We start from the raw sequence: 24,183 nt of genomic DNA on the forward strand, positions 1-24,183 counted from the left end.
GCCATGGGAATACTTCCCATGGAGTAGTAGGTCCTAGAATCTGTAATGGAGAAAAGTGTAATCATATTTGCTGTCAGCATAGCTTATGACGGCGACTGTTTGTTCCATGTCAGCATCAGCCGACCCGATGTGAAAGCAGATGCCTATTTCTATGGAAATGCCAACACGTTTAAAGAGTTTGGTAAAGGCCTAATGCTGTTTCCAAAGGATTCAACAGATATAGTCGAATTTCAAGCCGGGCAGAATTCACATCCAGCGCAGTGCTTCCTATTGCTGCGTGCTTATTATGACAGCCGCCATGGGCACATTGCCTTGAAAATAACGGCCGATAACAACCAAGAAATGGCTTTGCACAATCGTTTCGAGTTTTCAATTGCTGCGGAAGCGGCGTCCATTAACGAGCTCGGCCGTATGCTGGTCGGGTGGCATGTCGAAGACGTTCCTCAAATAATATGGAAAGCAGAAACCCCATGACCAAACCCGCCCTCCACGCCCTCTGCCAATCCTTCATTGAGCAGCGCATCGGCGCCGCCCGCACCGCCATGCAGGCGGCCCAGGAATCGTCCTCGTCCGAAACCAAGAGCAGCGCCGGCGACAAGTATGAAACCGGCCGCGAAATGGCCAACGCCGAGCGCGACCGCAACGCCGCCCACATGCAGCAGGCCCAGCAACTGCAAGCCGAGCTGGCCCGCATCAGCCCCGACGCGCCCTGCGACACCGTGCGCCCCGGCGCCCTTGTCAGCACCAGCCTGGGCCGGTTCTACATCAGCATCAGCGCCGGCAAGCTGGACGGAACCGACGTGTTTGCCGTGTCGGTGGCCGCGCCGGTGGCCGTGGCCCTCAAGGGGTTGCGAGCTGGCGAGCAGGCCGAGTTCAACGGCAAAGCGGTGCGGGTGCTGGCGGTGGAATAGCCGGGTGGCTATTGGTTACTCCACTCGGCCAGCAAGGCAGGCAGCCGGCCTGTGCCCTCACTGAGCCACTGCACGGCCGAAGTGGCGTCGGAAAAGTAGTGCGACTCGAACCGGATGGATGGCTGCACTAGGTCGTGCAGGGCGTCGATGGCCAGCTGGTTGTGGATGCGGCTGCTGTCGATGGCCAATATCAGGTGGGCCAGCGGCAGCTGCACGATGTCCGTCATCCAGTGGGCGCCCAGCCACAGCTCGTCCTCGATGGAAATGTTGGGCACCGTATTCATGTCGATGAGCAACACGCGCACAGCCAATTGGCGCACCAAGTCCAGCAACTGCGCGGCACTGCGGCGCAGGGTCTGCGTGACTGCGCCCGAAATCCATTCGAGGCGCAGCAAGCCCAACGGTTCATCGTACTGTAACCGAAAGTCCGGAATGGTGCTGATTATCAAAACGACCTGGAGCAGTTGGCCTGTTTGCAGCTGCAAAAATAACGACGGCGGTCCTGCTTACGCGCATCCATTCCCAGCGGAAGCCAGATGGGTTATTTCCAGTCGCCGCCGCCGTCGGCCGGTTTGTCGCCGTCGGGCCGGATGAGCTTGAACTCGACGCGGCGGTTCACTTTGGCGTCAGCGTCGGTCAGCTCGTCTTTGAGCGGTTTGCTGGAGCCGTAGCCGAAGCTCTCGATGCGGTTGGGCTTGAGCTTGCCCTTGCGCTCGATGTACTTGCGGATTTCCTCGGCCCGGTCCTGCGAGAGCTTCTCGTTCACTTCCGGGTCGCCGCGGCTGTCGGTGTGGCCCGCGATGCTGAGCCGGAAGGCCGGGTGGTCGACCAGAAACAGGGCAATGCGGTCCAGGGTGGGGTACATGGCGGGTAGCACGTTGGCCCGGTTGGCCTCAAACTCCAGGTTGCGGAAAATAAGCGGCAGCTTGTAGTCGATACTGTTGGTGAGGAGCGTCATCACCGTGTCGCCCTTCAGCGCAAACTGTTTCTCCACCGAGAAAAAGTCCGGGCTCTGAATGAGCATGGCGTAGTGCGAACCTTCAATCAGCTCAAAATCAAACGTACCGTCGGGCCGGATAAACTTGCTGGCCACCTCAATGCCGTTGTCGGTATCGATGATGCTCACGATGCCCTTGAGCGGCTTGCTACTCACCGAATCCACTAGCGTGCCCTCCACGCGGGTGGTGGCCAGCGGCTGCGCTTCCATGGGCAGCGGGAAGGAGTAGAGGTCGAGGTTGTTGATTTCCTGCGCCTCGGAGCGGGCATAGTAGAGGTTTTTGCTTTCGCGGTCGATGGTGAAGTAGTATTCCGAACCTTTCCCATTCACCAGCGGGCCAATGTTTTTGGGTTCCTGCCAGCGCCCCTGCACCCGGTAGGTTTTGTAGATGTCGAAATCGCCAAAGTTCAGCAGCTGCCCGCGCGAGCTGAAATACAACACATGGTAGAGCGGGTGGTAAAAAGGGCTCACCTCGTTTTCGCGGGTATTAATGACCGGACCCATGTTCTCGGCCGGGCTCCACTGCCCGTTTTTCAGCTTGCGGGTGAAGTAAATGTCCGACAGCCCGAAGCCGCCAAGCCTATCCGAGGCAAAATACAGCGTGTCTTCGCCCTGCGAAAGCGTGGGCTGCGAGTCCCAGGCAAAGGAATTGACCTGCGGCCCCAAGCTACGGGGCGTGCCCCACTTGCCGTCTTTGCCGCGCGTGGCGGTGTAGAGGTCGCAGTTGCCGTGGCAGGTGCTGCACTCGCAGCGGGCGAAAAAAATGGTTTTGCCGTCCTTGCTCAGGCAGGCCGAGCCCTCGTTGTTGGGCGAGTTGATGGGCTTGGGCAGGGGTTCGGCGTCGGTCCAGCTCACACCCTCGCGGCGCGAAGTGTAGAGGTCCTCGTCGACCACGCCGGTGAGGCCGCGCCGCTTGCGTTTGCTGCTGAAAATCAGGAGCGAGTCGTTGCCGCCCAGCGCCGGCCCGTAGTCGGGCGCCTTGCTGTTGATGGCGTCGCCCATGGTGGTGTACACGCCTTTGGGCGGGTGGAAGGTGTTGAGGTTCTTGCGGTACTCCACCAGGTCGTAGTACGTTTTCAGGGGCACGTACAGGTCGGTGTTTTTCTGCTCCAGCGAGTCGTAGTAGAGCTGGATTTTGGTGATGTCCTTGCGGCTGTGCTTGAGGGCCAGGCGGAAGTAGGCGCGGGCCTTCACGTTCTGGCTGTCGCGCTCCAACAGCTGGCCCAGGCGCCAGAGCATGTCGGTATTCTTCTCAAAATTGACCGGCCCGAACTTGGCCACGTAGTCCTCCATCAGCAGCCGGGCGGCGTGGTACTGCCGCCGCTTTTCGGCCTTGCCGATGGCTTTCAGGGCCTTTTTATCCTCGAAGAAGGGGTAGCGGTTGATGAACACGAAGTCGGGCGTGCCGTCGGGCCGCAGGTGCAGTTTGCGGCTCACGCGGCTGTTGAGGCCGCGTACGCGGTAGGTGCCCGGCGCAATGGCAGGCGCGGGCCGGGCCGCCTTTTTGGGCGCCGCCGACTTGCCGCCGCTCGTGGTGTCGGCCGAGGGCGAAGCCGCGGCGGGCACGCGCTTCACTGGGCGGCGCTGGGCCCGGGCCTGAAACGCCAGCATTATCCCGGCCACGAGCAGGAACAGCACCGCGCACCGACGCAATAAAAAGGGCATTAGTAGAGTATTAGTAGCGGAATAAAAATAATTGGAGGCGCAAGTTGCCACCAATTTAGCGATTTAGCCTTCTCGGTGAGGGACGGCCCACCCGGCAATGCGCCTCTTTGGCGGAATCTGTGGGCTGGCACGCGGCTTGACGTCCAAACGCGGTGGGATGCCGTACCTTGTATGCCCTCCTTTTCCCAGCGGCGGGCTGCCAATGTGGCACCCGTCGCCTTTGTTTCTGGCTTTATCCTCGTCCATGCGCCTGGCATCTGTTCCTTCCTCGGCTGCGTTTCCTCTGCACGCCCTCAGCGACCCCACCTCTCAACCCGAAGCCATCGCCATCATGGCCGCCGACCCTGACCACCTGCTGCGCGGCGACGATGCCCCGCCCACCCTGGCGTTGCTGCCCGTGCGCAACACCGTGCTGTTTCCGGGGGTAGTGCTGCCCGTGACGGTGACGCGCAAAAAAAGCGTGAAGCTGGTGCGCAAAGCCTACGCTGCCGACAAGCTCCTCGGCGTAGTGGCCCAGCTCAACCCCGATGCCGACGAGCCCACCGTGGCCGAGCTGCACCCCGTGGGCACGCTGGCCCGCATCCTGAAGCTGCTGGAGCAGCCTGATGGCCAGATTACCATCATCCTGCAGGGCCAGGTGCGCTTCACCATTGAAGAAGAGTTGAGCTTCGCGCCGCTCACGGCCCGCGTCAGCTACTTCTCGGAGGTAGCCCTGAATCCCGATATTCCGGGCGAGTTTGGCCTGCTGCAAGCCCTGCGCGAGGCCGCTACCAAGGTACTGGAGCTCACGCCCGAGATTCCGATGGAAGCCCGGGCCATGCTCGATGGCATCCAGTCGCCCGCTTTCCTCACGCACTTCCTGTCCAGCAACGTGCAGCTCGACCTGCCCGCCAAGCAGAAGCTGCTGGAGCTGGCCGACCCCGAGCAGCAGGCCCGCCAGTTGCTCGAAGCCCTGCTTAGCCAGGCCGAGCTGCTGGAAATCAAGCAGGACATCCGCTCGAAAACCCACACCGGCATTGATGCCCAGCAGCGCGAGTATTTTCTGCGCCAGCAGCTCAAAACCCTGCAGGACGAACTGGGCCAGGACGGCCCCGACGAGGACGTGAACCGTCTGCGCGCTCGCGCCGAAGCCAAAAAATGGCCCGAGGCGGTGGCGCTCCACTTCAAAAAGGAGATGGAAAAGTTGGCTCGCACCAACCCCATGGCCCCCGACTATTCGGTGAGCATCAACTACGTGGAGTTCCTGCTCGATTTGCCCTGGGGCGAGTTCACCAAGGACAAGTTCAACCTCAAGCAAACCAAGAAAATCCTCGACGCCGACCATTTCGGCATCGAGAAAGTGAAGGAGCGGATTCTGGAATACATCGCCGTGCTCAAGCTGAAGCAGGACCTCAAGGCGCCGATTCTGTGCCTGTATGGCCCGCCCGGCGTGGGCAAAACCTCGCTGGGCCGTAGCATTGCCAACGCCATGGGGCGCAAATACATCCGCATGAGCCTGGGCGGCGTGCGCGACGAGGCCGAGATTCGCGGGCACCGCAAAACCTACGTGGGCGCCATGCCGGGCCGTATTATCTCGCAGATTAAAAAGGCCGGCACCAGCAATCCCGTCATTATTCTCGACGAGATTGACAAGGTAAGCAGCGACTTCCGCGGCGACCCGTCGTCGGCGTTACTCGAAGTGCTGGACCCGGAACAAAATGCCACCTTCACCGACAACTACTTGGAGGTGGAGTACGACCTCTCGAAGGTGCTGTTCATCGCCACGGCCAACTCGCTCGACACCATTCAGCCCGCTCTGCGTGACCGGATGGAAATCATCGACCTGACCGGCTATACTCAGGAAGAAAAGGTGCTCATTGCCAAGAAGCATCTATGGCCCAAGCAGTTGAAAGAACACGGCTTGGGCGAGAACGAGGTGAAAATCACCGATGCCGCCCTGCACCATGTGGCCGACGACTACACTCGCGAAAGCGGCGTGCGCGGCCTGGAGCGCAAGCTGGCCGCCGTGACGCGCAACCTAGCCCGCCGCAAGGCCGGCAAGGAGGCACTGCCCGCTGTGATGGAGCCCGCCGAAATCCGCAAAATCCTCGGCGCCGCCATTTTCGACCGCGACCAATACCAAGACAACGACACGGCCGGCGTGGTAACGGGCCTGGCCTGGACGTCGGTGGGCGGCGACATCCTCTTCGTGGAAAGCCTGCTGAGCCGGGGCCGGGGCAAGCTCACGCTCAGTGGCCAGCTGGGTGATGTGATGAAAGAATCGGCCATCACGGCGCTGAGCTATCTGCGGTCGCGCGCCGATGAAATCGGCATTGACTACCGCCTGTTTGAGCAGTACGACCTGCACATTCACTTCCCCGAAGGCGCCGTGCCCAAGGACGGGCCCAGCGCAGGCATTGCCATTTTCACCAGCATCGCCTCGGCCTACACCCAGCGCCGTGTGCGCGCCAAGCTGGCCATGACCGGCGAAATCACTCTGCGCGGCAAGGTGCTGCCCGTCGGCGGCATCAAGGAAAAGCTGCTGGCCGCCCGCCGCGCCGGCATGAAGGACATCATCCTCTGCCCCAAAAACCGCAAGGACATCGAGGAAATCCCCGAAGATTACCTCAAGGGCCTCACCATTCACTATGCCGACCGGGTGGACGACGTGCTGCGCGTGGCCCTGCTCGACGAGCTGGTGCCGCACCCGCAAAAGCTGCCCGTGCGCGACGAGCCCGTGCCCGTAGCCGGGCCCAGCGTGGAGGTGCAATAATTTGCCATACCACCCGGCACATCGGGCTTGTGCTGCATGTGCCGGGAGTTGGGATTTATTGCTAAACTGACGTGTTGAAGTACTTTCCAAGCTTGCACCTTCGTTAGGAGCACAGGAGGCTTTTCTTCTTCCGTACCTTAGCTATATGAAGCATTTTTCCGCTTGCCGGCTTGCCGGGTTTGGCCTTTTGCTGGGCGTTGTAGGACTACAGCCGGCGGCAGCGCAGCAGTTGGGCGGCCGCACCGTTTTTCCGTTTCTGGACCTGCCCCCGAGTGCCCACCTGTCCGCGCTGGGCGGCATGAACGTCTCGACTCGCACCGACGACCCCACCATGCTGTTCGGCAATCCGGCGCTGCTGAATGCCGACATGGATGGCCGGCTGGCGCTGAGCTATGTGGCCTACGTGGCCGACATCAAGCAAAGCACGGCGGCCTATGCCTTCAATACCCAGAAATACGGCCGTTTCGGCGTGGGCGTCACCTACCTCAACTACGGCGATTTTCAGAGCTATGACCCAGCCGGCAACAGCCTGGGTACGTTTGGCGTGAATGAGTACACCGTGGGCGTATCCGATTCTTATACCAAGGGAAAAGTCACGTTCGGGGCCACCACCAAACTGGCTGTGAGCAGCATTGCGGGCAGCCGCTCGCTGGCGGGCGTAGCCGATGTTGGTGTCTTATATAAGCACCCGACTTCGGATTTTACGGCTGGCTTGGCCGTGAAAAACGCGGGCTACCAGCTCATCACCTATCCTGGTACCGACCGGGGCCCGTTGCCGCTCGACGTGCAGATTGGGGCCACCGTCAAGCCGGAGCACATGCCTTTGCGGCTCTCGCTCACCATCCATCACCTGCAGCAGTGGGACATTCAGTACCTCGACCCCAACGCCCGCGGCCCGCTCGATGCCAACAGCCAGGAAAAAAAGCCCACCAAGAGCTTTGGCGATAACCTGGCCCGGCACTTCACGGCCAGCGCCGCGCTGGTGCTGGGCAAGGGCTTCAACCTGCGCGTGGGCTACAACCACCTGCAGCGCCGCGAGCTGCGCCTCGACAACACCAGCGGTAGCGCCGGCCTCAGCTTCGGTGCTATGTTGAAAATCAGCTCGTTTCAGCTTGAATACACCCACGCCACCCTCCAGGCCGCTGGCTCCAGCGAGTACATCACCGTTTCCCGCAACCTGGATTCTTTGTTTAAAAAGAAGGAGTAGCAGCCTGGTTGCATTGAATAAAGTCTGTCATCCTGAGCGCAGCGAAGGACCTTATCCCGCTAAAACGGTTTGCTCAGCCAAACTGCTGCTAACGTGATATGGTCCTTCGTTGCGTTCAGGATGACAGCTTTTTTATCCCCAACTCCTTCTCGACTTCCGTACACAACCCTATGCTCAACGACTCTTTTCTGACCCCGGCCCAAATCGTGGCCGAGCTTGACAAATACATCATCGGCCAGCACGACGCCAAGCGCCACGTGGCCATTGCGCTGCGCAACCGCTGGCGCCGCTTGCACGCCCCGGCCGATATGCAGGCCGAAATCGTACCCAACAACATCCTCATGATTGGAGCCACCGGCGTGGGCAAAACCGAAATTGCCCGCCGCCTGGCCCACCTCGCCGACGCGCCCTTTGTGAAAGTGGAAGCCAGCAAATTCACCGAAGTGGGCTACGTGGGCCGCGACGTGGAAAGCATGGTGCGCGACCTGGCCGAACAAAGCGTGAACCGTGTGAAGGCCCGCCGCCAGGAAGCCGTAAAAGCCCAGGCCGCCGACGCCGTGGAGGAAATCATCCTCGATGCCCTCATTCCGGCCATCAGCCAGCCGGCCGGCCCCAGAACTGGTCTCGGTTTCGGTGGTGGGGGAGGAGAGGATATGCCCAGTTCCGATGCCGAATTAAACGAGCGCACCCGCGAGCGGTTCCGCCAGAAAATCAAGAACGGCGAACTGGAAGACCGCAAAATCGAAATCCAGGTAGCGCAGTCGGGCCCTAGCGTGGGCATCATGGGCGCGCCTCCCGGTATGGACGAGGGCACCCTTTCGGGCCTGCAGGACATGCTGGGCAATATGCTGCCCAAGAAAACCCGCAAGCGCAAAGTAACCGTGGCCGAAGCCCGCAAGCTGCTACTTGATGAAGAAGCCGCCAAGCTCATCGACATGGACGACGTGAAGGACGAAGCCATCCGCCAGTGCGAAAACGCTGGTATCATCTTCATCGACGAAATCGACAAAGTGGCCAGCAGCGGTGGTAAAAGCGGCGGCGGTGGCCCCGATGTAAGCCGTCAGGGCGTGCAGCGCGACCTGCTGCCCATTGTGGAAGGCTCGGCGGTGAACACCAAGTATGGCATCGTCAACACCGACCACATCCTGTTCATTGCCGCCGGCGCCTTCCACGTCAGCAAGCCTTCCGACCTCATTCCCGAGCTGCAAGGCCGTTTCCCTATCCGCGTCGAGCTGCAAAGCCTGACCAAGGAAGATTTCTTTCGCATTCTGAAAGACCCCAAAAACGCCCTTACTAAGCAATACGAAGCCCTTCTGAAAGCCGAAGAAGTAGAACTAACCTTCGATGACGCGGCGTTGGAGCGGCTGGCCGAAATCGCCTCCGAAGTCAATGCTGAGGTCGAAAACATCGGCGCCCGCCGCCTGCACACCGTCATGAGCCGCCTGCTCAACGACATTCTCTACGACGTGCCGGACAAGATTGGGGCTCACGCGCACGTGCAAATCACGGCCGCGCTGGTGGATGAGCGGCTGAGCGACATGGTGAAGAACCGGGATTTAAGCCAGTACATCCTGTAATCGCAAAAACAATAAGAAAAGCCCCGGCCAATTTGGCCGGGGCTTTTTTGTGTCAGGCGAAACAAGTGCCTAGTAGAGAGGGTTCTGCGCAATCGTGCCGCTCGTGGTGTTCACTTCGCGGAACGGAATAGGGAACAGGTTGCGGAAGGTTTGGGTGTAAGTCGGCAGGGCCGTTTGCACCGTATTGGTCCGACGCAAGTCGAACCAGTACATGCCTTCGTAAGCAAATTCCAGGCGGCGCTGCAAAATGATATCCGCGATGATGGCGGAAGCAGTGGTAGCAGTAGTCGCCGCCAGGCCATTGCGGGTCCGAACAAGGTTTAGCTGGGTAATGGCCGTAGCCAAGTCGCCTGTTTGAGCCGCAGCTTCGGCAATGGTCAGCACTACTTCCGAATAGCGCACTACAGGGAAGGGGTCATCGCGCGTAGCGGAGCGGGTATATTTCAGGGTCTGGCCACCCGTTGCTACGTTGATGGCAAGGCGACGGTCACCGGTGGGGTGAGCCGCAGCAATGCTCAAACCCGGGTCGAACTCATTTCTCCCACTAAACCAGTAAAAGGCATACTGATTTTGGTCGGTAGTGGAGAAATAAAGCTGCCAGATGGCATCGTTTACCGAGGTCGGGGAGGAGACGCCAGGAGTGGAGGTGGCATAAGTTGTCAGTACAGGCACCATGCGGGCAAACGACAAGGCATCGGCGTATTGACGCATGCGCAACTCAAACCGGGCGCGCAGAGCCAATGCCGCGTTGCGGGTAATAACGTTCGCCGCCGCCACAGAAGCCGGGAGGGCTGTGGTGGTAGTGGGCAAGTTGGCGATAGCGAAGTCTAAATCGGCTCGGATGGCGGCGGCCACATCTGCTTCGGACGAGCGAGGAATGGCAGCCGTTTCTGGTCCAATGGCCGTGGTCGGCGTGAGGCGCAATGGCACCCCGAGACCACCGGTGTAGCCATATCCTTGCGTGGTGCCGCCCCAGAGGGCCAGCAGGTTCATGTAGTGCAACGCACGCAGGGTCCGGGCCTGGGCTTGGGTGCTTGCTTTCGGGAAAGCAGGGTCCGAAATCCGGTCGCTTTGTTGCAGCAAGTAGTTGGCCCGGTTGATGCCCACGTAGATAGCGTTCCAGGTGTTGCCAATCTGGATGTTGTCCGCAGCGGCCAGGTTTTGGTTGATTACGCCATAAGTTGTCGTTAACGTGCCAACGAAACGGATGTCGTTGGAAATCAAATCAACCATGGTTGGGAAAGCCAAGCCATAGTATCCATCAACCTGAAGCGCGTCGTAAGCGCCCAACAAGCCAGCCGCAGCGTCTTCCTTCGTTGTGAAGCCCGTATCGGAGCTCACGCTGTTCGACGGCTCTACGTTCACTGCTTTATCGCAGCTACCCAGTGCCAATCCCAAGCTTAGAAGCAGGGCCGACCGGGAAGCAATTTGACGAAAATTAAATAGTTGCATGGTTATCGTGAAGCAAAAGGATTAGAAGCCCAGAGTAACGCCACCGGTGATGGTACGCGCTTGCGGATAGGTGAAGAAGTCCGTGCCCAGCGAGGTATTCGAGCTGCTGAAGGTGCTTACTTCGGGGTCGAGGCCCGTGTATTTGGTGAATGTCACCAGGTTCTGCGCCTGCGCGTAGATGCGCACCGTGCGCAAGTGGGCGCGGGTGGCCAGGGTGGTGGGCAGGGTGTAGCCGAGGGTTACGCTCTTGAAACGAGCATAAGAGCCATCCTCCAGGAAACGGTCCGAATAACGGGCGTTGGTGTTGGGGTCGCCGTAAACAGCACGGGGCACGTTGGTGTCGGTGTTGGTGGGCGTCCAACGATTCAGCACGATGGCGTCTTGGCCGTTGGTCGTGCTCATGTTCTGGGTGCTGGTGGCCGAGGCGTTGAGAATCTTGTTGCCCACGTTGTATTGCAGGAACACATTGAAATCGAAGCCGGCATAGCGCAGGGTGTTGGTGATACCGCCGTAGAACTTCGGCTGAGCCGTGCCGATGATTTCCTGGTCGGCTACCGTGATGCGGCCGTCCGGCTTGCCATCCGGTCCACCGCTGATGTCCTTGAACTTGATGTCGCCAGGGCGGGTAAGGGCCGTCTGGTAGGTAGCCGAAGCAACACCGGTAGCGGCAACTGCGGCCCGGTTCAGAGCATCAATTTCCTCTTGGGTCTGGAAGATGTGGTCAACGCGGTAGCCGTAGAAGGCACCCAGCGGCTGGCCAACGACCAAGCGGCTAGCAAAGCCTTGGGCGAGGCCGAGGGGGTTCGGGTCGGAGAGTTTGGTTACCTCGTTGCGGTTGAAGCTGATGTTGAAGTTCGTCTCCCAGTTGAAGCCAGTGCCTTCGTTGCGGAAGTTGATGGTGGTCAGGGCGAATTCGAGGCCTTTGTTCTGGATGGCACCTACGTTCGAACTGTAGCTCAGGAAGCCGGTGTCGGAGGGCAGGTTTTGGCTCAACAACAGGTCGTCCGTTTTACGCATATACACGTCGGCCGAGATGTAGAAACGGTTCTGCAGGAAACCCAGGTCGATGCCGATATCGGTTTGGCGCGTGCGCTCCCATTTTAGGTCGGGGTTAGCCAACTGCGTGAAGGCGAGACCACCTCTTTCCAGGTAGTTGGCACCGGGGCTAATCAAACCGCGCGAGCCAAAGTTGGCCGTGGGCTGGTTGCCGGTTTCGCCATAGCTACCGCGCAGTTTCAGCTCGCTCACTACCGTCTGGTCTTTCAGGAAGGACTCTTCCAGCACACGCCAGCCCACCGAACCAGCCGGGAAGTAACCCACGCGGTTGTCGGCACCGAAGCGCGAAGATTCATCGCGACGAACCGAAGCGCTCAACAGGTAACGGCCTTTAAATGAATAGTCAACTTTCGCCAAGGCGCCAAACAAGGCGTTGCCAGTGGTCGAAGAGGTAGAAGTAACTTTGGTTGCGCCGGCAGCCAACTCGCGGATGGAGTTGCTGGGGAAGCCGGTTACGTTTACGAATACGTCGCTGTACCGGTCACGCTGAAATTCTCCCACCAGCAAGGCACTTAGCGTGTGGTCTTCGCCAAAGGTCTTGGAATAGTTGAATGCGCTGATGTGGTTGTAGTTGAGGTCTTGCAGGGTAGCCAGCGTGGCATCACCGCTGGGGTTCAAGCCGGCTTTGGTCAAGGTCGAGTAGAAACGGTCATCGCGGCCGTAAGTGAAGTCAATACCGAAAGTGGCCCGGTATTTCAGGTTTTTGATAAGCTCAAATTCCGTGTATTGGCTGCCAATCAAGCGGTTGTTGGTCGATTTAATATACGGCTCCTTGGCCGCAGCAACCGGGTTTTCCAACGAGCTGGCATCTTTGTAATAAGTGCCGTCAGCGTTATAGACGGGGAGGTCAGCGGCCGTAAGGCGAGCCGTTGTCAGTACCCCGTAAATGCTGTTGTCGTTGTTGATGCGGTTGTTAACGCTTTGGGTCAGGCCGAGGGTAGTACCCATGCGAACCTTCTCCGAAAGCTTGTTGTCAACGCTCAAGCGGGCACTGCCGCGGCTGAAGCCCGAACCAACCACAGTGCCTTGCTGGTCGAAGTAGTTTACAGCCAAGCGGTAGCGGCTAGCATCTGAGCCGCCGGAGAAGGTCAGGCCGTAGTTGCTAATGGGAGCCGTGCGCAATACTTCATTGCTCCAGTTGGTGCTAATGGCCGTGCTGGGGTTCTGAAATTGGCTGAGTGGCCGAATGGGGTTGCCCGCCGGCTGCACGTAGTTTCGCACGCCGTTTGCATCGGCAGCGCCAAAGGTGCCGGGACCGTAGATGTAAGCTGCCAGGTCAGCATTGGTGCGAAATACAACAGGGCTAGGGCCTGTCGTGGCAGCAAAGTTGGTTGGATAGTTACCAGCTGCGTTAGCCGGGTAGCGGTTAGCCGCTGCGTCAAGGAAAAGCTGCGTTTGCTGCTCGCCGTTGAGTACGTCAGGACGCTTCCACACCGACTGCGCGCCCGTGTAGTAATCGACGTCGATACGGGCTTTACCAGCTTTGCCGCGTTTGGTGGTAATGAGTACTACGCCGTTGGAAGCACGCGAGCCGTAGATAGCGGCCGCCGAAGCATCTTTCAGCACTTCAATCGACTCAATGTCGTTGGGGTTGATATCGTTCAGGCCGTTGGTGAGCTGGTTGCCAGCCGCCAACTGCGTCGTGTTACCCGTAATAACCGGCAAGCCGTCAACCACATATAGGGGCTCGTTGCTGGCGCCGATAGAAGCCGCACCGCGCACCCGCACGCTGATGCCTGAGCCAGGTGTACCCGAGCTCTGCGTCACCTGCACACCAGCTGCCCGGCCCTGCAAAGCCTGGTCAACACCAATGATGGGCTGGTCGCGATACTGCGAGGAATTCACCGTAGCAATTGCACCGGTGATGTTGCGCCGCTCCTGCTGCGCGCCGTAGCCGGTTACTACTACTTCGTTGAGCTGCTTGGTGTCGGTGACCAAGGCCACCGTGAACTGCGAGTCCGAGCCAATGGCGCGCTCCTGTGTCGTCATGCCAATCGAGCTGAACACCAGCGTGCCGCCCGATTCGGGCACCGACAGGCTGAATGCGCCGTCCGAATTCGTGGAAACACCGTTGCTTGTGCCTTTCAGCAGGACGGTAACGCCCGGCAGGCCGCCGCCCGTTGCCTGGTCGGTTACCCGTCCGGTAACGGTGCGCGTCTGCGCCATCGCTCCGTGGAGGAGAGTAAACATGAGCACGAGACTCATGAGTAAGATTTTTTTCATGGACAAAAGGTTAAAAATTAAAATGGTAATGGTGAGTTTACATTGTAAAAATAAGCGACATTAGTTGGATAAACGCAAAGAAAATGGGGTTTGCTCATGAATTTTTCAGAATAGCCTCCAAACATTTACATGAAGCACAGACCCAATTTAGTGGGTTTCGTACTTTTGATATTCATATTATAAATATAATTATATAGTATAATAATGTGTTTTTTAAAATAGACAATGAATGATGTTATGGCAACAGTAAGGTTGTGATTATCAGTTGATTTTTGCTAAATATTCGGGTGCTGCCCGTTGCTTTCAGTAGGGGCAGAAGAGCAGCAATAAAGTGGGCGTCGAGAACAAACCGTGTCCGAGACAATCTCCTCAAAATAAAATGACTTTAAGGTGCGGTCATAGACCGCGGGGCCTAGCAAATTTGGACACCATCATTATATCTCGAAAAAGACAGCGGCAGCAAAAGGACGATGAAGTCCTTCTGCTGCCGCTGTTTAAGGGCCGGCCCAAGCCGGCTCGGGATGTTCGGTTAGTTTGGGGGGCGGATTTCCGCGATGGCGGCGTAAGGGGCGTTGACGAACGTGCCTTGCGGTGCGCCTACGGACCCAGACGTGGTGGAGAGGGGCGTGAGGGTGATGCGCCGGCCGTCCTTCATCACGTACTCAAAGGTGAACACGATGGCTTCGCCGTTGAATACCCGGTTAATTATTGCGGAGGTTTCGCCCAGCACGGGCTGGGGAGCTGCTTGGCCCGTGACTGGTGATGTGGCGTACAAACCCCGCAGCGCATCTTGGCTGTTTATGGTAACGGTGGCCGGAAACGAGGTCAGGTCCATCACTTTCACGCGCGGGCCCAAGCGCAGGTCGCGCCGGTAGCTCTTATACACTTCCACGGTTTGAATTTCTGAGTAGCCCTGCGAAGGGTTGACCACAAACTCAAACACTGGACGAGTCAGGCCTTGGGCCGCCAGCGCATTCGTAGAGGGCTTGGCACTGATGATATCGTAAAAAGACTTCTGCGGGTTGATTTCCGGGATGATGAGCGGAATGCTTTCCGTCGTGGGGGCAGGTAACTTGCTGTCCTCGCGGCAGGCAACGAGCGAGCTCGCAGCCGTTAGCAACAGAAAGAAACGGGTGAGGTATGAATTCATGGTGATTTTCACGTTAAGAAAAGTCAGGAAAGACAGTACGACCTAGAGGTCCCAGAAAATGCGCGAGGTAACCGGCGCTTGCGTCCGCGGCGAATTGGGATTCAGAATCAAATCGTTGGTCGGATAGTACAGGCGGTAGGGGAAGATGCCGTTCGACAGCGTCTGGCCATCGTCGGGCAACAGGCCCCGGCCGGGCGTGGCGGCGGCGGCGGCCTGCGATACCCGGATGAGCGGGTGGTGCGTGCGCCGGAAGTCGGTATATACATCCACACCGTAGCCGAAGCTGGCCACGTACTTCTCGTACATAATCACCTCCAGCTTGTCTTCGGTAGTGGTGGCGCGGTCAAAACGGTTAAGCGGGCCCGAGTTGGCAGCCGTGGTATTGACGCGGTTGATGTAGGCGGCGATTTGGGTTGCCGTCATGACAGGGCTGCCGTCGGCTGCCGCAATCGTGTTCACTTTGTTAAACGACGCATTGAGAGCATCGACTAATGCGGCGCGGGCTGCCGTGGGGTTATTGAGAACCACGAGCTGCAATTCGGCTTCCGTGTACTTGCGGGCATAGTAGGTCAGCAAGCGTTGGGGAGCTTCGTATTTTGTCTGTGGGAGACCGGTGCCGGTGCGGCCTTTACCGTCGTCGTAGCGTCCGCCCACGGGGTACAACCCCTGCAGGGTCTGCACGCCTGCCGTCGAAGCCGAACTGGTGTACTGCCCGGTTGAGCCCGGCCGCACCGTCACGAAGCTTTCGTTAATGTAGTCCTGCTGCGTAACGGCCACGCCCAATGGAACTTGGTTGAAGAAGTAATAAGGCATGCGCGGGTCGCTCTTGGCCTTCATATCCTCGTAGAAGTAGCGGCCAATGCGGTTTTCCGGATTGGGGCCGTAGTCCACTACCGCGCCGGGATTGCGGGTATCGGGCTGGATACTGTTCTTGTAGGCCAGTTGGAGGTCGCCGCCTTCTTCAATCAGGGGCGAACTCAGCAGCGGCGCTATCTGGGCAGCTACTACCGCGTTCGAGTTCGTCTTGCGAATCTGATTGTAGAGCTTCAGCTTGAGCGTGCGGCCAAAACGTGCCCATTTCTCCAATGAGCCGCCATAAATCAGGTCGGCCCGGCCCAGTGTTGAGTTGGTCGAAGACCTCGCCAGGTTAGCTAGGCCCTCGTCAATCAAGGCGAAGAGGCCTTTCACTTTGCCATCGGCCGAGCCGTTATAGATTTCCGAGTCTTTGTCGAAACGCGGGGCTAGGTTGTTCACCCCCTGCAGAGCTTCTGAGTAAGGAATGTCGCCCCACATGTCCACCATTTGGCTAAACACGTAAGCTTTCTGCAACTGCGCGATGCCCACGTAGCTCCATTGCCCTTCCGCCGTGCCTTGGGTGATGATGAGTTCGTTGTTCGGGAGCATGTTGGCGTAAAACTCCGACCAGGGGCCCCCGAAGGAGCCGCCGGTTTGCACGAAGTTGCCAATGCCCCGAGTGCTGTACAGTTGCTGCATCAGGCCCATCGTGTACTGGCTCAGGCCGCCCACGTTGTCGCCCAGGCCGCTGGCCATGCTCACTTGCGTGATGGGCAGCAGGTTATTGATGGTGGTAGAAGTCGGATAGAGCGGGTTGACGTTGGTGTTGTAAAAGTCCTTGCAGCCGGAGGCTGTGGCGAGCATACCGGCAAAAGCCAGTGCTGCCCCAATCTGATGAAATTTCATGGAATACTATATAAAGAGCCCGGAGGCGCAATGCTGAAATTAGAAAGTTACCCGCAGGTTCACGCCATAGCGCTTGGTGTTCGGCGCGTTGGTCAGCTCAATGCCCTGCACATTGCTCGAGCCGAAGGTGTTGGTTTCGGGGTCGAAGTTCGAGTTCTTGGGCAGGTTGGGGGAATACCAGTACAGATTGCGGCCCGACACGGAGATGTTGACCACGCTGAACGGCGATTTGCCAAGGATGGACTTGGGCAGGTCGTAACCCACCGTCACTTCGCGCAGGCGCACGGTGGTGGCATCGTATATCGACTGCTCGTTGTAGCCGTTGGTGGCAGCTCCGCCGCCCACGCCGGCAGCCGAGAAATACAGGTCATTGACGCTGATGGCCTTGGTGTTGCGGATGGGGTTGCCGTCACTATCCAGGGCAGCACCGCCCGTGGCGGGGTTGTAGCGCACGCCGTCGATGATGAGCAGGCGGTTGCGGTCTTCGGTATCCTTCGTCACGCCCCGGCCCAACTCTTCCTGCAGGGTAGTTGAAAACAGCGCACCGCCTTTGCGGTAGTCAATCAGCGTGTTCAGCGTGATGCCTTTGTAGGTGAACTGGTTGATGAAACCCATGATGAAATCAGCGTTGGGGTTGCCAATAACTTTGTTGCCACCGGGCACCAGACGGCCGCTCACGGGGTCAACGAGTAGATTGCCACTGCCATCGCGCTTGGCCGTCGAGCCGTACAGCACGCCGTAGGGCTGGCCGGGGATGAGCAGTGCTGCCACGTTGAAGCCGCCCAAAGTGAGGGTATCGCCTTTGTCGGTCGTTTTCTCTACGATGTTGCGGTTGCGGGTGAAGTTGAACGTGCTGCTCCAGCGGAAGCCCGACGTTTCCACCGGCACCACCGTCAGGGCTACTTCAAAGCCTTTGTTCGAAATGGCGCCGAAGTTGGTCCAGTACTGGCCGTAGCCAGTGGCGGATGGCAGGATGCGCGGGGCAATCTGGTTAGTCGACTGTTTGTTGTAGTACGTACCGTTGAACGAGATGCGGTTGCGGAAAAGTGCCAGCTCGGTACCAACTTCCAGTTCCGTCGAGAATTCAGGCGTCAGGTTCGGGTTGTTGATAACGCTGCTGATGGAGATGCCGGCCGTGGGCTGCCCCTGCGCTGCCGGGTTCGGGTTGTAGAAGGGGAAAATACCGCCCGGGTTGATGTCGTACGTGCTGGGACCCGAACGGTAGGGGGGAGCGTCGCGGCCCACCCGGCCATACGCCACGCGTACTTTGGCCAAATCCAGCCAGCGGTAATCCCACTTCAGCGCTTCGTTGAGCACCAGCGAGCCGGCTGCGCTGGAGTAGAAGAAGGAGCGGCCGGTGTTGCCGATGATGCCGTCTTTGTTGAGCGTAGAGGAGAAGTCATTGCGACCAGTCAGCGTTACGAACGCAAAGTTCTTGTAGCCCAGCGTGGCGTTGCCGAGCAAGCCCATCAGGCGGCGCTCCGAGTAGGCGTAGCCATAGGTGCCTTTCTGGTTGGTGTTCTCGATGTTATCAATGCCGAAGGTGACGATGTCATAGCCGATGTTCGAGCGGCCATCAAACTTGCGAGCGTTGATGTTCTGGCCCACACTGGCGGTCAGGCTCAGGTCTTCGGTTAGGTTCTTGTTGAAGTTCAGCAGCACGGTCTGTTCCAGTTCCGTGTTCTGAATGTTGTCTTCCAGAACGGAGCTCACGCCGTAGTTGGCGTTGGAGCCCGGCCGGATGGTGGTGCGGCGCGAGTCGGTATAGGTGTTGATACCACCGGTGTAGGTCAGCACCAACCAATCTTTGAAGGCATAAGACAAGCCCACGCTGCCCACTACCCGGTCGACACGGGATGTATAAAGGGCGTTTTCAACCGACCACAGCGGGTTGTCGGCCTGGCGCGACAGCCACGCGAAGGTGGAAGCGTGCGTCACGGGGTCGATGTAGGGCAGGCCCTGCAGGTCGAGGCTACGGGTTAGGAACAGCGTGCGGGCAAAGGCCGAGGCATTACCTGCCAGCAGGTTGTTAGCACCCGTCAGTGGGCCCTTCTGCGTGGTGTTGGTGTAGGCCACGTTGCCGCTGATGGTGAACTTGTTGAACTTGCCCGAGCCGCCAGTGCTCACGTTGTTGCGCACAAACGACGAGTTGGGGATGATGCCCTGCTGGTCGGCGCGCGAGATGATGGTAGTGAACGTGGCGTTGTCGCTGGTGCTGTTCAACGACACCGAATTCTCGTACAGGTGGCCCGTCTTGAAGAAATCCTTCACGTTGTTCGGGTAGGCTTTATAAGGAATCTTCGCGTTGAGGGGAATATTGGGGAAGTTGGGGTTGCCGGCTTGCGGGTGACGAATGGAGTCGGGCGCGCCCTGAGCCATGTTGCCGAACTCCGGGCCCCACGAGCCGTTGGCATCCGAGTTCACAAAGTTGGCGCCCGCGCCGTACTTGTTCTGGTAGTTGGGCAGGGCCGCTACCTTCTCAATGGAGTAGCCCGTGGTGTAGCCAATCTGAATGCCTTTGGGGCCGCGCTGGCCGCCACCGCCGGTTTTGGTGGTGATAACGATAACGCCACCGGCTGCGCGCGAGCCATAGAGGGCCGCCGCCGCTGCGCCTTTCAGCACGTTGATGGAGGCAATGTTGTTGGGGTCCACATCGGCCGTGCGGCTCGAGTAGGAGGCGCCGTTAGTGATGGGGTTGTCCGATTCGGTCTGGGAATTGTCGTAAGGAACGCCATCTACCACGAACAGGGGCTGGTTTTCGCCGTAGAACGACGTGTTGCCCCGGATGGTGATACGCGACGAAGCGCCCGGCACCCCGCTCGAGCTGATAATGTTCACGCCCGGTACTTTACCCGAAAGCGTGCGCAGCAGGTCAGGTTCCGACTTCTGCACCACTTGCTCCGACTTCACTTCCGAGACGGCATAGCCTAGGGCCCGCTTTTCGCGCGAGATGCCCAGCGCCGTCACGGTCACTTCGTCGAGCTGCTTGTTGTCAACGGCCATGGCCACGTCCACTGTGCCGGAGGTACCTATCGGCTGCTCAGTGGTCAGGTAGCCCAGGTATTTGAATTGCAGTACCGCCGTTGGGGCAGGCACGGCCAGTGTAAACCTGCCGTCGGCATCGGTGGCGGTCCCGGTGGTGGTACCCTTCACGATAACACTGACGCCCGGCAATCCTTCGTTGGTGCTTTTGTCGAGCACGCGCCCCGATACGGAGCGACTCTGGGCCCAGCTCCGCCCGGCCAGGGTCAAGAGCAGGAGCAGGCTCATTAGTAAGGTTCTCTTCATTGAGTTGTTTAAAGTGGGTGTGATTAAGAAAAGGGAAAAAGAAACAGAAGGGTGGTATTTTAAAAGTTGAAAGTACTGCTGCCAGCGAAAATTTCCACCATAAGCCCGATATTCTCCATGATATTCAGCGCGGCATCTGGCTCAAAATGAGGGGTAGAAGCGGCCGTATTTCCTTCTGATGCCTTAACCGCGCATAATTCACACGGCCGGAAAGAGTCACTACATAAAATGACCATCGGGGTGCCCAGTGTTGCTCTGTAGCGCGACGACTCTGCTTGCAGAGGTGAGGGCTGGGAAGGTTGTCAATTACATTTATCAGGTAAGATTTCTGATATGATTAAACAGCAATGTGATGTTGCTTACACTTCTATTGTCAATTCGATGATTTTTTTGAAAATCAATTAATGTAAAATATCTGATGTTTAACTAGATTATTCCATTCCAAATGCTTATTTTTATTAAAAACCTTGTAGGTTATAAAATAGCACTAAAGCCACACTTTATTTAATTATGTGGTAAGACAGTATGCCGTAATGGCTTTTTAGCCTGTTTCTTTCCTCTACGTCCGAAAATATTCGTCGATGAGGTGCCTTGACGAAATCTGTTTTGATACTGAGCAAGTGGGAGAGGCCGAAAAAAGAATCTACCAAACGAGTGTTAGCTTTGGGCGCACTGTCGGCACCTCACTATTCTTCATGATTGGATAGCATTGGGTTCATCCAGAGTACTCATTAGGCTGAATAGTCTCATTTTTCAGTTGGACTTGAACGAAATGGCTTTCACCTGTCCGCTAACCCAAAATTCGTTGGAGAAGCTATTATTCAGTGATTTGCTGGTTTCTTAGGCATTCCACATGGATGGTCGATGAGGGCGAGACGCCGGTGCTATTCCCGAAAAAGCTATTTTCCTTGTATAATTGCCGTTTCACTCACCTTACTTTTTACCTTTTCACTCACCAACCAAACAGTCAAATGAAAAAACTCTTATGTATGGTCATGCTTCTAATGACCGGCCTGTTGCAGCAGGTCTATGCCCAAGACCGGACGATATCCGGGCGCGTGACTGACCGGGGAACCGGCCAGGGGCTGCCCGGAGCTACCGTACTGGTGAAAGGCACTACCGTCGGAGCTTCAACCAATGCCGATGGCGCTTTCAGCCTCAGCATCCCGTCTTCGGCCAGTACGCTGACCATTAGCTCCATCGGTTATGCCAGCGTTGACCAGACGATTGGCGCCGATGCTACTTACAACGTGGCGCTCGCATCCGATGTGAAGCAGCTGGGCGAAGTAGTGGTAACGGGCGCACTGGGCGTGCAGCGTCAGGCCCGCGAAATCGGCTACGCCACGGCCACGCTCGACACCAAAGAAATCAACCAGGCCCGCGTAACCAACGTGACCAACGGACTGGCGGGTAAAGTATCGGGTCTGCAGATTCAGACCCTCTCGAACGGCGTTAACCCCAGCGTACGCGTTACCCTGCGCGGTGCCCGCTCGGCGACTGGTGAAAACCAGGCCTTGGTGGTAGTGGACGGTGTGCTTTCGACTTCGGAAGTATTGACCGCCCTGAACCCCGACGACATCGACAACATCACCGTGCTGAAAGGCGCCAACGCCGCTGCTCTCTACGGCTCGCAGGCTTCAAACGGTGCTCTGATTATCACCACGAAGAAGGGTTCCAATGGCGTGGCCGTGACCTTCGCCCACACCTCGCAGTTCGAGTCGATTTCGTTCCTGCCCAAGCTGCAGAATGAGTTCGGCTTGGGTGCTCAGGAATACGCTTACAACTACCCCTTGTTCCCGGCTGCCGGCGAGGACTCCGTAGCACTGACCTACAACGCTCAGTACAACAACATGGAGAATCAGCAGTACGGCCCCCGTTTCGATGGTCGTCGGGTGCGTCTGGGTCTGGCCCTGGAAAACGGTCAGCAGCAGTACACTACTTATGACGCCAAGCCGAACGAGCGCCGCAATGTATTCAACACCGGCTATCAGATGCAGAACAACGTTTCGTTCTCGGGCGGTGACGACAAGAGCAAAATTTTCGTGTCGTTCCAGAACGTGAAAAATAACGGCATCGTCCCTAAAGACGAGTACAACCGGAACGCCTTCCGTTTGAACGCTTCGCGTGATTTCGGTAAGCTGACCGTGGGCTTCAACTCCTCGTACGCCCGCAAAATGGTCGACGCTACGTCGAACCTGAGCGCCGCCAATTCGGTGTACTACAGCGTTATCAACACCTCGTCGATGGTGCCGCTCACCCAGTACAAAGATTGGCAGAACAACCCTTTCGCTAATCCGAACGGCTACTATAACGAGTACTACCAGAACCCTTACTACGTTATCGACAACAACCGGACGCACCTGAAGGAAAACTACTTCATTGGCGACGTGAACCTGGGCTACAAAGTGTTTGACTGGATGAGCCTGCAGTACCGCTTCGGCGCTACGCTGGTGAACCAGACCAACCAGAACACCCGCGACCGTTTCCAGTACACGCCCTACGTGGCCGCTTTCGGCCGCAGCGCCAGCTCCACCAATGGCTTCGTGCAGGAATCGTCGCTCGACTACACCCGTCTGAACTCTGATTTCTTCATCAACATTGACAAAACGTTTGGTGATTTCAACTTGAAGCTCATCTTGGGTAACAACACACAGTCGGGCACTTCGACCGGCATTGCCGCCAGCTCGACCGGCTTGGCAACCCCCGGCCTGTTCAACCTCGTGAACCGCATCGGTCAGGTGCAGGGCTCGGCCACTCGCTACACCTACCACCAGACTTCGCTATTTGCTGATGCTACCGTAGGCTACAAAGAGTTCGTTTACCTGCATGCTTCGGGCCGCAACGACTGGTCGTCGCTGTTGCTGAAGTCGAACCGCTCGTTCTTCTACCCCAGCGTTGACCTTTCTGTAATCTTCACCGAGGCCATTCCGGTGCTGAAAGAAGCTTCATTTATCGACTACGGTAAACTCCGCGGTGGCATTGCTAAGGTGGGCCAAATCAACTTGGGCGGTACCGGTGTCGGTAGCAATCTGGGTGCCTACCAGTTGGACCCGTTCTTCAACCTAGGCGGCGGTTTCCCCTTCGGTCCTTTGACCTCGTTCACGCAGAGCAACCAAGTAGTAGCTCCTAACTTGAAGCCGGAATTCACCCGCTCCATTGAGGCTGGCATCGAACTGAGCTTCCTGAAGCGTCGCGTTTCGACTTCGGCTACCTACTACAAACAGAACACGACCGACCAGACCATTCGCGCTGGCATCTCTTCGACTTCCGGTTTCTCGGGTTACCTGCTCAATGCTGGTGAAATTCAAAACAACGGTGTAGAACTTGACCTGAACCTGGTTCCGGTTCGTACGGAAACTGGCTTTGAGTGGCGCGTTGGCGCCAACTACAACTACAACGATAGCAAGGTGCTTTCTATCGCCCCCGGCGTTGACGAGTTGGCTCTGACCACCGGTGGCAACTCCAACGTATTTGCTGTGGTAGGCCAGCCCTTCCCCATCCTGCGTGGCTCGTACTATGTGCGTGACGACCAGAACCGCGTTATTCTCGACAAAGGCTTCGAGCCCGGTACAACCAACGAGGTGTACTTCCCCCGCAAAGCTTCGGATTTGAAAATCTTGGGCAACACGCTGCCCAAGCACAAGTACGGCTTCAACACCAGCTTCAGCTACAAAGGAATCACCTTGGCTGGCCAGGCTGAATACCGCACGGGCTACGTGGTGTACCACTCTATTGGTGAAGACCTCGACTTCACGGGCGCTTCGGCTGTGAGCGCATCGTACGGCCGCCAGCCCTTCCTGTACCCCAACTCGTCGATTTTGGGTGCTGACGGTGTAACCTACGTGGCCAACACCGACAAGCTGACCCCCGGCGGTGCCGAATTCTGGGCTAACGATTCCTACCGTCGTTCGGTAGCTGAGAACTACGTGACCAAAGGAGACTTCTTCAAAATCCGTGAGCTTTCGCTGAGCTACAACCTGCCCACCAGCATGCTGTCGGGCGCCAAGTTCATTAAAGGCGTGGGATTGAACGTTTTCGCCCGGAATTTGTATACCTGGGTACCCAAGGAGAACCAGTACACGGACCCTGAGTTTAGCTTCGGCAACTCCTCTGCAAACGGCGTTGGTATCAACACCATTCTGCAGACGCCTCCTACGAAGTTCTACGGTGCAACCCTTTCCGCAACTTTCTAATCTCTCCGTAT

13 protein-coding genes are annotated in these 24,183 nt (G+C 57.8%); 6 read left to right on the forward strand and 7 right to left on the reverse strand.

Annotation, left to right across the window (positions count from 1 at the left end; translation table 11 throughout):
- Nucleotides 1–45: 45 nt before the first annotated feature.
- Nucleotides 46–474, forward strand: a complete 429-nt coding sequence (locus Q5H92_RS11670) for a hypothetical protein (protein WP_305011705.1) — start codon at nucleotides 46–48, stop codon at nucleotides 472–474.
- Nucleotides 471–911 (forward strand): 3-oxoacyl-ACP synthase, encoded by a 441-nt coding sequence (locus Q5H92_RS11675; protein WP_305011706.1) that lies wholly within the window; start codon nucleotides 471–473, stop codon nucleotides 909–911. Before Q5H92_RS11670 ends, Q5H92_RS11675 begins: the two co-directional genes overlap by 4 nt.
- 8 nt (nucleotides 912–919) lie before the next feature.
- Here Q5H92_RS11675 and Q5H92_RS11680 read toward each other — a convergent pair whose 3' ends face one another.
- Together Q5H92_RS11680 and Q5H92_RS11685 are read right to left on the reverse strand one after the other, a co-directional pair.
- On the reverse strand, nucleotides 920–1,396 hold the full coding sequence (locus tag Q5H92_RS11680; protein WP_305011707.1) for a hypothetical protein: 477 nt from the start codon (nucleotides 1,394–1,396) through the stop codon (nucleotides 920–922).
- A 56-nt stretch (nucleotides 1,397–1,452) separates the two neighbouring features.
- Nucleotides 1,453–3,573, reverse strand: a complete 2,121-nt coding sequence (locus tag Q5H92_RS11685; RefSeq protein WP_305011708.1) for an OmpA family protein — start codon at nucleotides 3,571–3,573, stop codon at nucleotides 1,453–1,455.
- Nucleotides 3,574–3,904: 331 nt separating this feature from the next.
- Here Q5H92_RS11685 and lon point away from each other — a divergent pair, with 331 nt between their 5' ends.
- The 3 genes from lon to hslU all read left to right on the forward strand — a co-directional run bounded on the left by lon (nucleotide 3,905) and on the right by hslU (nucleotide 9,109).
- Nucleotides 3,905–6,325 (forward strand): endopeptidase La, encoded by a 2,421-nt coding sequence (lon, locus tag Q5H92_RS11690; RefSeq protein ID WP_305011846.1) that lies wholly within the window; start codon nucleotides 3,905–3,907, stop codon nucleotides 6,323–6,325.
- A 145-nt stretch (nucleotides 6,326–6,470) separates the two neighbouring features.
- On the forward strand, nucleotides 6,471–7,532 hold the full coding sequence (porQ, locus tag Q5H92_RS11695) for a type IX secretion system protein PorQ (protein ID WP_305011709.1): 1,062 nt from the start codon (nucleotides 6,471–6,473) through the stop codon (nucleotides 7,530–7,532).
- 170 nt (nucleotides 7,533–7,702) lie between these two features.
- The gene (hslU, locus tag Q5H92_RS11700) at nucleotides 7,703–9,109 is read left to right on the forward strand and encodes an ATP-dependent protease ATPase subunit HslU (protein ID WP_305011710.1); all 1,407 of its coding nucleotides are present in this window, start codon (nucleotides 7,703–7,705) and stop codon (nucleotides 9,107–9,109) included.
- A gap of 69 nt (nucleotides 9,110–9,178) precedes the next feature.
- Here the strand turns inward: hslU and Q5H92_RS11705 are convergent, their stop codons facing one another.
- The 5 genes from Q5H92_RS11705 to Q5H92_RS11725 all read right to left on the reverse strand — a co-directional run bounded on the left by Q5H92_RS11705 (nucleotide 9,179) and on the right by Q5H92_RS11725 (nucleotide 19,961).
- Entirely contained in the window at nucleotides 9,179–10,342 is a 1,164-nt protein-coding gene (locus Q5H92_RS11705; protein WP_305011711.1) for a RagB/SusD family nutrient uptake outer membrane protein, read from the reverse strand.
- A gap of 240 nt (nucleotides 10,343–10,582) precedes the next feature.
- Nucleotides 10,583–13,840, reverse strand: a complete 3,258-nt coding sequence (locus Q5H92_RS11710) for a SusC/RagA family TonB-linked outer membrane protein (RefSeq protein WP_305011712.1) — start codon at nucleotides 13,838–13,840, stop codon at nucleotides 10,583–10,585.
- 529 nt (nucleotides 13,841–14,369) lie between these two features.
- Nucleotides 14,370–14,990 (reverse strand): hypothetical protein, encoded by a 621-nt coding sequence (locus tag Q5H92_RS11715; RefSeq protein ID WP_305011713.1) that lies wholly within the window; start codon nucleotides 14,988–14,990, stop codon nucleotides 14,370–14,372.
- A 42-nt stretch (nucleotides 14,991–15,032) separates the two neighbouring features.
- On the reverse strand, nucleotides 15,033–16,691 hold the full coding sequence (locus Q5H92_RS11720; protein WP_305011714.1) for a SusD/RagB family nutrient-binding outer membrane lipoprotein: 1,659 nt from the start codon (nucleotides 16,689–16,691) through the stop codon (nucleotides 15,033–15,035).
- A gap of 39 nt (nucleotides 16,692–16,730) precedes the next feature.
- Nucleotides 16,731–19,961 carry a SusC/RagA family TonB-linked outer membrane protein gene (locus Q5H92_RS11725; protein ID WP_305011715.1) on the reverse strand — a complete coding sequence of 1,077 codons (3,231 nt, stop codon included), beginning with the start codon at nucleotides 19,959–19,961 and terminating at the stop codon, nucleotides 16,731–16,733.
- 1,007 nt (nucleotides 19,962–20,968) lie between these two features.
- Here Q5H92_RS11725 and Q5H92_RS11730 point away from each other — a divergent pair.
- Nucleotides 20,969–24,172, forward strand: coding sequence for a SusC/RagA family TonB-linked outer membrane protein (locus tag Q5H92_RS11730; protein ID WP_305011716.1), 3,204 nt, complete (start codon nucleotides 20,969–20,971; stop codon nucleotides 24,170–24,172).
- The last annotated feature ends 11 nt before the right edge of the window (nucleotides 24,173–24,183 follow it).

This window comes from Hymenobacter mellowenesis, from assembly GCF_030581005.1.
Taxonomy (GTDB): domain Bacteria; phylum Bacteroidota; class Bacteroidia; order Cytophagales; family Hymenobacteraceae; genus Hymenobacter; species Hymenobacter mellowenesis.